We start from the raw sequence: 12,793 nt of genomic DNA on the forward strand, positions 1-12,793 counted from the left end.
CTTCGTTATTTGCTCCAGTTATGCTGGTTTTATTATATTTTTCAATCATGTTTTTATTAATGTTTGCAGTATTTGTGCTAGGATATGGATTTATTGTATTTGAGCATATCAATCATATTAACAAGGCGGCTATTGCGCTTTTAATAGGCTCCTTAACCTGGGCTATTTATGCTTTAGGTGCTGAGAATATACTAAGCTTAGGTTACAGTACTTCCTGGCAAAATTTCACTTCTTCATCAGAAGGTTTAAGCTCTGTGCGTGAGTTTATCACCCATCATGAACTGTACCATCATCTGGCCGAAATTTCTTCTATACTCTTTTTTTTAATGGGGGCAATGACCATCGTTGACCTCGTAGATAAATACCAAGGTTTTAGAATTATCACGAGTAAAATAAATAGTTCGAGTGCTGTAAAACTGTTGTGGATCATCAGTGCACTTACTTTTTTTATGTCCGCAGTGTTGGATAATCTTACCACTACTATTGTTATTATTACAGTGTTACGAAAGCTCTTAACTCAGAAAGATAACCGCTGGATTTTTGCAAGTATGGTAGTTGTTTCAGCTAATGCAGGAGGGGCGTGGTCTCCCATTGGTGATGTAACCACTATTATGCTTTGGATAGGCGGACAAGTTACGGCGGCGCATATAATTACATCGGTTTTTTTACCTAGCTTGGTGAATGCCGTGGTAGCAACGGCTTTATTTTCGCTATTAATAAAAGGACAAACCATTAGGCCTGTTTTGCCAGAGGATGAAACCCGAGAATTTACGACCTACAAGGAAAGAGTGTTTATGCTGGTAGTGGGCACGCTTGCGCTGATTTCGGTTCCCATCTTTAAAACCATTACACATCTGCCTCCTTTTTTAGGGATGCTATTAGGTTTGTCTGTTTTATGGATTATGACGGATCGTTATCTTAAAAACCGTTCGGCAGAAGATAAACGTACCTTAACCGTAACTGCCGTTATTAAAACCATTGATATACCTACCGTACTTTTCTTTTTAGGGATTTTAAGTGCTGTAGCAGCATTACAATCTGCAGGGCATCTCGACCTTATGGCCCATTTTATGGATGATAAACTGAAAAATGTTTATGCCATTAATATGATTATAGGGGTAGTTTCAGCAATTGTTGATAATGTACCTTTGGTGGCGGCATCAATGGGAATGTATCAAACTGCAGCGGCAGAGTCGGTTGGCTATGTTTCTAATTTTATTCAGGATGGTAATTTTTGGTCGTTTTTAGCCTACTGTGCAGGTACGGGCGGAAGTATATTAATCATTGGTTCAGCCGCGGGTGTAGCTGCAATGGGTTTAGAAAAGATAGACTTTATGTGGTACCTGAAAAAGGTGAGCCTTATTGCATTGCTGGGTTATTTGGCAGGTGCGCTTACCTATTATCTTCAAACCTTATTGTTTGTTTAAATAGTACCCATGTTAGATAAAAGATTTATACTAAGTGCTTTTGGATTGGCACTGGTATTCGAGAGCCTTTTTATGCTTATCTGTGCAGGCGTTTCCGTTTTATATGGCGAGGCGGATACGCATACTTTTATAAGTTCTTTTGTCATTACCTTTTTAACCGGAGGAATATGCTGGTGGTTCAATCATCGTAAAGAAAAAGAACAGCTAAAGCGAGAAAGCTTTATTGTTGTTACTGCTGTTTGGGTAGTCATGTCTTTATTTGGTGCTTTGCCTTACCTATTAAGTGGTGCCATCAATAATTTTACAGATGCTTTTTTCGAAACAATATCTGGATTTACCACAACAGGTGCTTCTGTTATCAATGATATTGAGGCCTTATCGCATGGTATTTTATTTTGGAGAAGTACAACTCACTTAATAGGAGGTATGGGAATTATTGTGTTGGCAGTGGCCATACTTCCGTATTTTGGTTTTGGAGGAATGCAGTTGTTTAGTGCCGAATCTGCAGGAGTTGTCAACGAAAAGTTGCATCCTAAAATTACCCGAACTGCCAAAAGTTTATGGGGAATTTATGTTTTGCTTGTGGCTTTAGAAACCATATTCTTGCTCATTGGCGGCATGCCCTTATTTGATGCCTTGTGCCATAGTTTTGGCACGTTGGCTTCGGGTGGTTTTTCAACAAAAAATGATAGTGTAGCGGGATACTCACCATACATTCAATATGTACTGGTTGTATTTATGATTTTTGCTGGAACCAACTTTTCCTTGTTTTATTTTTTAGGAAAGGGGAATTGGCGCAAACTGCTATGTAATGCAGAATTTAAGATTTACTTGAGTATCATCCTTATTACCTCTCTTATTATAACAGCATCATTGTGTATTATTGATCATGCTCCAGTAGAGCAATCTTTTCGCGCTGCACTTTTTCAGGTGAGTAGTATAATTACGAGTACTGGTTTCGTTTCTGCCGATTATAGCCTTTGGCATCCTTATCTGGTTTTTCTTATTTTTTTACTGATGTTTAGCGGAGCTTGCGTAGGAAGCACCTCTGGAGGAATTAAGTTATTCAGACATATGATTCTGTTTAAAAATATCCGTATCGAGTTTAAAAAGATGACGCACACACATGCTGTTATTCCGCTTAAAATTGGCAAAAAGTCGGTTTCGAGCGAGGTGGTTTATAAGGTGCTTGCATTTTTAGTTTTATACATGGTAATATGTGCTATCGGAACGTTTCTGCTCACATTTGTTGGTATGAGTATTGATTCTGCAGCGGGAGCAGTGGCCACATCGATGGGAGGTATTGGTCCGGGTTTGGGTTCAGTAGGACCTGTAAATAATTTTTTGCATGTACCGCATAGCGGAAAATGGATTTTATCCTTCCTGATGCTTTTGGGGCGCTTAGAGTTATTCTCGGTGTTAATATTGTTTTCGCCTAACTTTTGGAGGCATCAATAATCTTTCAGTATATTGGCTCGCAAAAAAATACGATCATGAAAATAATATCTTGGAACGTGAACGGTATTAGAGCCGTGGCCAAAAAAGACTTTTTTGCCGATTTTGAAAAGATGAATGCGGATATTTTGTGTTTGCAGGAGACAAAAGCACAAGATGATCAGGTAGCTGAAACATTGGCATCTCTAGAAGGTTACCATATCTATTCCAATTCGGCTGAGAAAAAGGGCTATTCGGGTACAGCCATTATCTCAAAAACGGAACCTATCAGTGTAAATAAAGATATGGGTATTGATGAGCATGATACAGAAGGCAGAGTATTGGCTTTAGAGTATGAGAAGTTTTACTTGGTGAATGTGTATGTGCCTAATTCGGGAAGTGCATTAAAACGCCTTGATTATCGTCAGGATTGGGATAAAGCTTTTTTCGATTTCTTAAAGAATTTAGAGAAAGAGAAGCCTGTATTGGTTTGTGGCGATTTTAACGTGGCGCATACTGAAATTGATTTAGCTCGACCAAAACCTAATTACAATAAGTCGGCAGGTTTTATGCAAGAAGAAATTGATGGTATGGATCGTTTTACTCAAGGTGGCTTAAAGGATACTTTCCGTCATTTTTACCCAGAGCAAAAAGATACTTATTCTTGGTGGAGTTACAGGGCAGGAGCGCGTGGTAAAAACGTAGGCTGGAGAATCGATTATTTTTTAGCCAGCGAAAGCTTCCTTCCATCACTTAAAGATGCTTTTATCCTTAACGATGTAATGGGATCGGATCATTGCCCGGTTGGGATAGAGTTGAAGTAAGATGAGTCCTAATTTTTAATCAAACCTATATGCAAAGTATTATTGAGACACTTATAAATATGCCTGGGCCATGGTTTTTATTATGGTTTGGTTTATATGCTATAGCTATTATTTTAGCAGTTTCAAGCTTAATAAAAAATAATGATCCAACAAGTAAGCTTGAAATTCCAGAACCTACCAGTTTAGATGCTTTAGATATTGCTATTTTGCGAAAAGGAGTGCGAGGGGCAATTGTACATTCTATTTTTAATTTATGGAGAAAGAAAGTAATACAGATTAATGGGAAGTTTCTTTCAATGCAAACAATTAACCCCAATGCCAAAGGATTAAACAAAGTAGAGGAGGCAATCTGTAAACTTTCAGAAAAACCATTATTGTTTAAAAATATTCTTCAAAAGAAGACAATGCCATCTTTGGAAGTGCTAATTGAAGAGAATAAAAAACAGTTGGAAAAGAAGAAATTAACGCCTAATGATGATCTGAAGAAATGGGTGGAAAGATGGTTTACATTGGGAATCTTGCTAATTTATATTCCTGGAAGTTTAAAATTATTTTTAGGTATATCTAGAGACAAACCAGTATTGTTTTTGGTACTATTATTAATTGTAATTGGATTTATTGCTGTATTAATTATACGACCCAATAAAGTTAGAATTACTACACTAGGGAGAAAATTTATTGAACGTTGTAAAGATCGTTTTGAATGGATAAAAACTTCTACAGAAGGAGAAGCTTTGTTGGAGCAAGATAATCTTTTATATGGAGTTGCTGCTTTTGGTGTAGCAGCAATAGCAACAGGTGGATTAATGGGTGTTATTGAAGATCCGGCTGCCTTTGATAAAAAAGCTACTGCGATGACAGCTGGTTTTGGTTGTGCTAGCTGTGGAGGAGGATGTACTTCAAGTGGATGTTCTGGGGGCGGTGGATGTTCAAGTGGATGTGGAGGTGGCGGCTGTGGTGGTGGTTGCGGAGGTTGCGGAGGTTGATATGATGGAGCAACTTCCCGCAGATATTACTTTTCAATGGCATATTACCGATCAGTGTAATTTTAGATGTAGCCATTGTTATCAGGATTCTTACACAGAACCAGGAGCTTCCTATGAAGATCAATTGCTTATTCTTGAAAAGCTGAGTGCTTTTGTGTTGGCCTGTAAAAAAGTACATGGTAAGGTTAGGGCACATATCAATTTTACAGGAGGAGAACCTTTTGTAAGAAAGGACTTTTTAAAGTTGCTTAAAGCGACTAAAGCCAAAAGGTTATTTTCGTTTGCTATACTTTCAAATGGTTATCTTTTGAGTGATGAGGGATTAAGTGAACTAAAACGATTGGGTCCAAGGTTTATTCAAATAAGCTTAGAAGGTGGACGAAAAACCAATGATAGAATAAGAGGCAAAGGGAGCTATACTAAGATTATATCTGCAATTCGTACTTATCGGAAATTTAAGATTCCTGTAATGCTTTCCTTTACTGCAAATGCTGTCAATTATAACGAGTTTGGTAAGGTGGTTAAAGTTGGCCGGAAGTATGGAGCTTTTAAAGTCTGGACAGATAGGTATTTGCCCAGTAACGATTCAGATGAATTATGCCTAAGTACAAGCCAAGTGCGTGAGTTCTTTGAAATAATAAAAAAAGAACAACATAAAAGTAAGTACTATTTCTTCTCAAAAACTCAAGTGTCGGCTAATCGGGCACTTCAATTTTTAGTTTCGGGCGGCCATCCATACCGATGTTCGGCAGGAAGAACTTTATTGGCTATTTTACCTCAAGGAGATATTATGCCTTGCAGACGTCTGCCCATCACCGTTGGAAATATCTTAAAAGAAGATTTAGTACAGCTTTATTTGAATAACGATATCTTAAAAGATATTCGGAAGCCTGAAGTAGATGAAGCGTGTACTGCTTGTTATTATAAAAACAGTTGCGCAGGTGGTTTAAAGTGTTTGTCTTACGCTAAAAGCAACAACTACAAGCTAAAAGATCCTAATTGTTGGATTGCAAATAAGGTGCAAGAAAGCAGGACGGTATAGTAAATGAGGCCCTCTTTTTACAGTGAAACTTAATGCTCTGTGATATTTTCTCCAAAGACTACCTTTTTTTCTTCGATGCTTTAGAAAAAAGCTTAAACGGTCAAATAAAATAGCTCCGATGTTTAAATAAATAGCTTAAGGTTTTAAGCAAATAACTTAAAGCTTTAAGAAAATTTCAGAAAGTATTGAGCAAAAACATTAGCAATTGTAGCAATTATCTAAAGGCATGTAGTTGTATTGCTTCAACCTTTAAGTAAAAAGCTGAAGGATTGAAGCGCTTTGCTAAGTAATTGCAGAAAAATGCTGAGGAACCGGAGCTAATTTCTTGAGCTGATATGTAAAATATATGAGGCTTGTTGTAATTACCAGATTGACTCGAAATATTTAAATGATTGCTCAAAGTCCTTAGTGACAAAGATATTGCTGCAATTTATTTCTCCGTTCTTAAATTCAACAAATATTCGATAAAAACCTTCTTCATAATCTGTTGTATTAAGCATTATAGACTTACCTGAAATGTCAAAAGTAGTAAAAGCGGCTTTGTCTAGTTTTGTATTATTGAATGAAGCCTGACTCAATAAGTCTGTAAAGTCAATGTTTTTATGTGCATTGGAAGGTTCAGCTTTAATCATCCATGTTTTTACAATTTCAATGTCAGCATTAATGGAGATAAAATCATCACAAGGATTAGGGTATGTTCTTAGGCCTGAATAATCGTTGCTAATAATTCCTGACTCAGTATTCAACTTTTCTTTTACTTCGGAATAAACATTAGGATTACCATAAACTGCTAAGACACTTTGTTCATTGTCTGATGTATATATGCCCGTAACAATATTCAATTGTTCAGGTGTTGAAGGAGTGTCATCTTTAGAACAAGCTTGTAAAAAATAGCAGCAAACTATTAATAAGGTAAATGACTTAATCATGTTTAGAAATTATATGGTTAAAATATGACTGCGAATATAAAACTTTAATTATTATTTATTCTTTTGTCTATCTCTTTTTTATAGCTTGCTCCAATCGGTACTTTGGTATTATTTAAATGTATTAAATTACCTTCCACACTTTCTAATTTCATAAAGTTAATGGCATGACTTTTATGTGTTCGTATAAAGTTAGATGAAGGAAGTTTTTTTAATAGATTCTGAATCGCTACTATCGATGAAAAAAACGATTCCTATTCTCTAAGCTTCTCCACCTCTTTAAACACCCTTAAAAAGTTACCACCCCATATTTTATGGATATCTTCTTCAGAATAACCTCTGGCTATTAATTCTTCAGTAATTTTTGGGAAGTCAGCTACCGATTGGCAATCTGCTAATCCGCCGCCGCCATCAAAGTCCGATCCAATGCCAACGTAATCCACCCCAACCAATTTTACCACATGGTCAATATGGTCAACGGCATCTTTAATTGTAGGGAGTACCTGAGGCCATTTTTCTTCAATCTGATGCCATTCTGCCCAAGCAGCTTTACGTTCATCATCATTCTTAAATTGGTAGTTATTGTATTTTAGTCGAAGTTCTTCTTTCTTCAGATAGTTTGTAGAAGTGGTATCGGCAGGGCGAATATAATCACCCAAAATACAAATTTGAATAACACCATTGTTTTTGGCCAAAGCTTTAATCATTTCATCACTCATGTTTCTAGGATGATCGCATTCGGTGCGCACGCTAGAATGAGAAGCAATAACCGGAGCATTACTAATTTCGAGAACATCAAAAAATGATTTATCAGAAATGTGGGAAACATCCACAATCATTCCAAGGCGGTTCATTTCTTTAATTACATAGCTACCAAATTCACTCACACCATTGTGTTCGGCTCCTTTTTTATCCGTAGATGAATCGCAAATATCATTATTCGCCGTATGGCATAATGTTAAGTAACGGATGCCTTGTTTGTAGAACTCCTCAACTCGGTTAATATCTTTGGCTATTGGAAAACCATTTTCCATGCCTAAATAAATGGCCTTTTTATTTTTACGGATGGCTTTGTTTAAATCATTACTACTTAATGTGAGTTGAGCTGTTATTTTATTTGCTTTTAGGCTGGCTTTGGTCGAGTCTATCATTTGATAAGCCAAATCGTAGGCTTCTTTGTAGTTTTCTGGAGTTCGTTCTTTTTGCCCCGTAAATACCGCAAAAAAGATGGCATCTAAACCACCTTCTTCCATTCTAGGAATATCCACTCTACTCGAAGGAGCTTCGTGCGAAACACTAATATCAAATCCTTTATTCACAAATTTCATGGGTGTATCGCAATGTGTGTCTATAGTTATTGCACTTTCGTGAATAGTTTGTACTGACTTGTTAGTGCCTTTGGGTGTTGATATTAGCGTAAAAACTGCAAGAATAAGTTGAATAGAATACATGTTTTCTTTTTTGATGATTGGACTGCAAATATAAGATATTCTAATCAATGGCTATTGTTGCTATTCAATGGCAAAATGAAGAGTTCTATCCATCTAACTTAAATGGTCAAATTGTGTGCGAAAGTTCAATTCTATAATAATAGTATACCACTATTTGGTGGAGTTAATAAATATTCCCTACATATTTGTAGGATAACAAAAAGAATGAAAAAGTATAACCTTCATAAAACCATATTTATAAGTCTTATGTTTGTAGAATGGCATAATCATAGTTAGTTATTGAGCATGATGATTAAAGTGAAATTGATGAAAGGAGTTATCTATACTATTATAGCAATTGTGATTTGTTCGTGCACCAATACGGTTAAGCAGGACAATTTGAGCATTTTTGTAGCAGCTAGTTTAACCAATGTGATGAATGAATTGGTGGACTCATTTAGAGTGAATAATCAGGTAAAGGTGAACCTTAATTATGCATCATCAGGAATTTTAGCTAGACAGATTACACAAGGAGCAACATGCGATATTTATATTTCGGCCAATGAAAAATGGATGGATTATGTGCAGGAAAGTAAAATGATATTGGATAGTTCAAGAATTTCACCTGTTTCAAATCATCTGGTTTTAATTAGTCCTAAAGGAGAAGAATTGCCAGCTATTAGAATTGATCAGCTACCTAGTAAGCTAAAAGGAAGACTTTCTATGGGAGATCCCAATCATGTTCCTGCGGGAACCTACGCTTTTGAAGTGCTGAATAATTTAGGTGTTTATACACAATTGGAAAATCGCGTTTTACCAGCTAAAGATGTTCGAGGTGCTTTAATGGCTGTAGAAATGGGAGAGTGCTCTTATGGAATTGTATATTATACAGATGCCTTAAAATCGGAGAAAGTAGATGTATTGCTAAGTATAGAGGATAGTTTACATAGTGCGATTGATTATCATATGGCCATGATAAAAAATAACGAACAAGCACAATGTTTATGGGCATTTTATTATTTTTTGGAAACAGAAAAGGCACGATTGATTTGGGAAAAGAATGGTTTTATTGTAAAAAAATAATAAATGTATAGTATTGATTATAACGCCATATGGTTATCACTTAAAGTTGCGGTTTACACCTCAGTTATCGCACTGCCTTTGGCTGTTGTAATAGGTTATATATTGGCCAGAAAAGAGTTTAAAGGGAAAATTTTGTTAGAAGCCATTCTACATTTACCTATGGTAATGCCTCCCGTTACAACGGGATATTTATTACTTATTGTATTTGGAGTAAATGGTTTTATAGGCAAATGGCTGTTTGAGTTAACTGGTATTAAGCTGGCATTTTCATTTGCAGCCGCTGTGATTGCTTCGGTGGTGGTTTCCTTTCCTTTAATCATTCGCTCGGTAAAAGTAGCCATGGAAATGGTGGATGCTAATTTAGAAGAAGCTTCAAAATCGTTAGGTGCGTCTCCAGTTCAAACCTTTATTAATATCACTTTACCTTTGGCCTGGCCAGGTATACTAGGTGGTTTTGTGTTGGCTTTTGCACGTAGTCTTGGCGAATTTGGTGCTACCATTACTTTTGCAGGAAACATTGCAGGCGAAACACGAACCTTACCATTGGCCATCTATTCTAAAATGCAAGTGCCAGGACAGGAATCAGAAACCTTTATCCTGGTCGCTTTTTCGGTGGGAATATCTCTAGTGGCCATTGTTTTATCAGAGTATTTTTATCGAAAGAAGAAAAAACAGGCTGGAAGCTCCGGAACGATTAAATCATCATTAAAGAAATACCCATTTAAATGAGTAGCGATTTACATATACAAGCTTCGTTGGAATTACCAGGTTTCTCTTTTGAGGTAAACGAGGTGTTTTCAAGTGGAATAACTGGTTTATTCGGACATAGTGGCGCTGGTAAATCTACTTTTTTGCAATGTATTAGCGGAGTTGTAAGTCCACATCAGGGCGAAATTTCTATTGGTGAGCACAAACTGTTTTCTTCCAGTAAAGGCATAAATGTACCCACATATAAACGAAAGGTGGGATATGTTTTTCAGGATGGAAGATTGTTTCCACATTATACAGTTGAGAAAAACTTAAAATACGGTACTCGCTTTGTCAAGGATAAAAAAGGTAAAGTGGATTTTAATCAGGTAGTAGAGATGCTTGAGATAAGCAACTTGCTACATAAAAAGCCTTCAGATATTTCAGGAGGAGAGCGTCAACGTGTGGCCATTGGTAGGGCTTTGTTAACATCGCCAGAGGTGTTGCTGCTGGATGAGCCTTTTAGTGCTTTGGATCAGAAATTACGTAAGCAAGTCATTCCTTTTATCTCAAAAGTAGCTGAATTCTTGGATATACCAGTTCTACTTGTAAGTCACGATTTACCTGATATTCTTAAACTAACCGATAGACTATGTTTGGTAAAAGGCGGGAATGTAATTTCGCATGGTAACTATGAAGATTTAATTCTGGATACAAGTTTATTTAATATTTTGCCTGTTTCAGAGACTTTAAATGTGATTAAGTTAGAGGTTAAACATATTAGTCAGGAAGATGGTATTATAACGCTTAATGGATTTGGAGCCAATCGTAAACTAAATATCTTACTGGAGACCGAAACTAGGAAGTACAAAAAAGGAGACCTTGCGAAGGTGTTTTTAAAGCCTGATGATATTATCCTTTCTAGCAAACTGGTTGAAGATATTTCTTTTAGAAATTCACTCAAGGGCTCCATCGTAAAAGTAATATTCGATGAAGCTCGTGTATTAGTGGTGGTGGATTGTGGTTTTATTATTTTAGCCGAGGTCAGCAAGGCATCCTTTATACAAATGGGACTGTATAACGGACAAGTTATTTACTGTAATTTTAAAACCTTGGCTTTGGATTCAATGCGTATTTAAAGCCTCCTTCTCTTGAGTTTTGTCGTAGGGTAAGCTCTCCAAAACCATAATTATATATTTTTCGGTTTCAAAAGGAAATAACCTAGTTGAGTACTGAAGTTTGATATTTATTTTCTCACCAGATTCGTTATAAAAAGGTCTTTCAATTTTCTTGAATTGAGTAACTGAGTCGTTTATGTAAGATGATAAAGCACTAATTCTTAATTCACAGTCTCTGCATTTTGTAGTTGAGCCGCACTCTGTTTGTTCATCAACTTGATGCGCACACCCAATGGCCTCTCCGCATTTTATAAACTTAAGGTCGGATTGTCTGGAGAGTGGAAATAGAGTTTTTATGGCGTCATTAAATGATACCAACTCCATTTTGTTGTTAAGTAGTAAAACACAGCTGTTAATGTTATCTAAGATAATGTTTAAGAATTCACTTGAACCTTTTAGAAAACTAAAGGATACATTCGTTGATGTCGTTAAATTTTCCATTTTGTTTGTGATTTGGTTTACATATTCAAGTTACTTAAATAAAATAACAAGCACAAGTGCTTAAGGTGCAGATGTAATATTTCCAATCGGCATAAATTATTTTTTATGTAAGTGCTTAATTCGCTATCTTTCGTGCACTTTAATGATAAAGCTAAATATGACCTTAAGAATAAAAAGAGTTTTTGTTGTGTGCTGTATTTTAGTGCTTGTAGTAATTGCATCACAAGTATATGCTTCAGATAAGGATTCTACTTCTATCAACCCCATTAAAAACTTTACGTTTAATCCATATATTGCTCCTTCATATTCTCCTGAACTAGAGTTGTTAGTTACAGCAGGAGGTTTGGCCACCTTTAATTTACAACCAGGTAACCTAGATTTAGGAAGATCAAATGTGCCTTTTTCTATTGGTTATAGCACCAATGGTTCCTTTGCTATCTCTTTTCTTCCGTACCTGTATTTAAAAGATGATAAATATAGAATTGCAACCGAATTTTACTTTAGAAACATGCCTGATAATTATTGGGGTGTTGGTTATCAAGCTGGAGAGAGAGAATCGGAAACGGGAGTTACAACCGCCTACCATCGTAATTGGTGGTCTGTTTCAGGGAGTGTAATTCGTCAAGTGTCAGATGGTTTTTTTGTGGGAGTAACATACGATGTGAATGAAACTAAAGCTTCAGATTTAAATGATTATATGAAGAATGATCCATACATCATTAGTTATGGAACTAATGTGTTAAATGTTGGATTGGGGCTTACTGTACAATTAGACACTAGAGATAATCCACAGAATGCTTATGAGGGGTATTTGTTGAGTTTAGCCATAACGGGGTATGATAAGTTTTTTAAAGTATCGGGAAATAGTTATACCAAAATGACTTTGGATGCGCGTAAGTACTTTCCTGTGGCTGAAAGAAAGACTGTTGCTATGCAGATGAAAAGTGTTTTTGCAGATGGTAATGTTCCTTGGTCTGAGATGCCTCAGTTGGGCTCTATGTACGACCTTCGAGGTTACCAATTAGGCCGATTTAGAGATAAGTCTATTTTGTTCGGTATTGCCGAATATCGACATATGTTTAAACGAAGAAAGGTCAATAAAAAAGGTAACTACGAAAGTCCATTTGGTTTTGTGGCTTGGTGCGGAGCAGGTTCTTTAGCTAAAGATTATCACGAAATGGATAATTGGTTACTAAGTGTTGGAGCAGGTATTCGATTCGAAATACAACCGCGACTAAATGTGCGTATGGACTATGGAATGGGTAAAGACAACAATGCTGTTTATATTTCAATTAACGAAGCCTTTTAAGCATTAAGTAACAAGCTGGCGGTGGG

At 36.3% G+C, this 12,793-nt stretch carries 13 protein-coding genes; 9 read left to right on the forward strand and 4 right to left on the reverse strand.

The window, feature by feature from the left end; translation table 11 throughout:
• Positions 1-47 precede the first annotated feature (47 nt).
• From nhaD to A8L32_RS00280, 5 genes are read left to right on the forward strand one after another with little or no spacing between them, the layout of a single operon-like run.
• Positions 48-1,427 carry a sodium:proton antiporter NhaD gene (nhaD, locus tag A8L32_RS00260; RefSeq protein ID WP_075589697.1) on the forward strand — a complete coding sequence of 460 codons (1,380 nt, stop codon included), beginning with the start codon at positions 48-50 and terminating at the stop codon, positions 1,425-1,427.
• A 9-nt stretch (positions 1,428-1,436) separates the two neighbouring features.
• Positions 1,437-2,885: a TrkH family potassium uptake protein gene (locus A8L32_RS00265; RefSeq protein WP_075589698.1), complete on the forward strand. Its 1,449-nt coding sequence runs from the start codon at positions 1,437-1,439 to the stop codon at positions 2,883-2,885.
• Between the two features lie 35 nt (positions 2,886-2,920).
• Positions 2,921-3,685, forward strand: coding sequence for an exodeoxyribonuclease III (locus A8L32_RS00270; protein WP_075589699.1), 765 nt, complete (start codon positions 2,921-2,923; stop codon positions 3,683-3,685).
• A 29-nt stretch (positions 3,686-3,714) separates the two neighbouring features.
• Positions 3,715-4,671 carry a TIGR04222 domain-containing membrane protein gene (locus A8L32_RS00275; protein ID WP_075589700.1) on the forward strand — a complete coding sequence of 319 codons (957 nt, stop codon included), beginning with the start codon at positions 3,715-3,717 and terminating at the stop codon, positions 4,669-4,671.
• Positions 4,568-5,713, forward strand: a complete 1,146-nt coding sequence (locus A8L32_RS00280; protein ID WP_143524964.1) for a radical SAM/SPASM domain-containing protein — start codon at positions 4,568-4,570, stop codon at positions 5,711-5,713. Before A8L32_RS00275 ends, A8L32_RS00280 begins: the two co-directional genes overlap by 104 nt.
• A 362-nt stretch (positions 5,714-6,075) precedes the next feature.
• Here the strand turns inward: A8L32_RS00280 and A8L32_RS00285 are convergent, their stop codons facing one another.
• Genes A8L32_RS00285 through A8L32_RS00295 form a run of 3 tightly spaced genes read right to left on the reverse strand, consistent with a single transcriptional unit; the run spans position 6,076 to position 8,090 of the window.
• A complete protein-coding gene (locus A8L32_RS00285; RefSeq protein ID WP_075589702.1) occupies positions 6,076-6,642 on the reverse strand; it encodes a hypothetical protein in 567 nt (188 codons plus the stop codon).
• Between the two features lie 44 nt (positions 6,643-6,686).
• Positions 6,687-6,875, reverse strand: coding sequence for a LytTR family transcriptional regulator DNA-binding domain-containing protein (locus A8L32_RS23820; protein ID WP_083631113.1), 189 nt, complete (start codon positions 6,873-6,875; stop codon positions 6,687-6,689).
• A gap of 18 nt (positions 6,876-6,893) precedes the next feature.
• Positions 6,894-8,090, reverse strand: coding sequence for a dipeptidase (locus A8L32_RS00295; protein ID WP_075589703.1), 1,197 nt, complete (start codon positions 8,088-8,090; stop codon positions 6,894-6,896).
• Positions 8,091-8,396: 306 nt separating this feature from the next.
• Here A8L32_RS00295 and modA point away from each other — a divergent pair, with 306 nt between their 5' ends.
• Genes modA through modC form a run of 3 tightly spaced genes read left to right on the forward strand, consistent with a single transcriptional unit; the run spans position 8,397 to position 10,978 of the window.
• Positions 8,397-9,152 carry a molybdate ABC transporter substrate-binding protein gene (modA, locus tag A8L32_RS00300; RefSeq protein ID WP_075589704.1) on the forward strand — a complete coding sequence of 252 codons (756 nt, stop codon included), beginning with the start codon at positions 8,397-8,399 and terminating at the stop codon, positions 9,150-9,152.
• Positions 9,153-9,155: 3 nt separating this feature from the next.
• Positions 9,156-9,881, forward strand: coding sequence for a molybdate ABC transporter permease subunit (gene modB, locus A8L32_RS00305; protein WP_075589705.1), 726 nt, complete (start codon positions 9,156-9,158; stop codon positions 9,879-9,881).
• Complete coding sequence (gene modC / locus A8L32_RS00310; RefSeq protein WP_075589706.1) at positions 9,878-10,978, forward strand: molybdenum ABC transporter ATP-binding protein; 1,101 nt, start codon at positions 9,878-9,880, stop codon at positions 10,976-10,978. The genes modB and modC overlap by 4 nt, the downstream gene beginning before the upstream one ends.
• Here modC and A8L32_RS00315 read toward each other — a convergent pair.
• Positions 10,964-11,458: a hypothetical protein gene (locus A8L32_RS00315; protein ID WP_075589707.1), complete on the reverse strand. Its 495-nt coding sequence runs from the start codon at positions 11,456-11,458 to the stop codon at positions 10,964-10,966. The two genes, modC and A8L32_RS00315, sit on opposite strands and share 15 nt — an antisense overlap.
• A 157-nt stretch (positions 11,459-11,615) precedes the next feature.
• On the opposite strand from A8L32_RS00315, the gene A8L32_RS00320 reads away from it, so the two are divergent.
• Positions 11,616-12,767, forward strand: coding sequence for a BamA/TamA family outer membrane protein (locus A8L32_RS00320; RefSeq protein ID WP_143524965.1), 1,152 nt, complete (start codon positions 11,616-11,618; stop codon positions 12,765-12,767).
• Positions 12,768-12,793: the final 26 nt, after the last annotated feature.

The sequence above is a fragment of the Labilibacter marinus genome, from assembly GCF_001659685.2.
Taxonomy (GTDB): Bacteria; Bacteroidota; Bacteroidia; order Bacteroidales; family Marinilabiliaceae; genus Saccharicrinis; species Saccharicrinis marinus.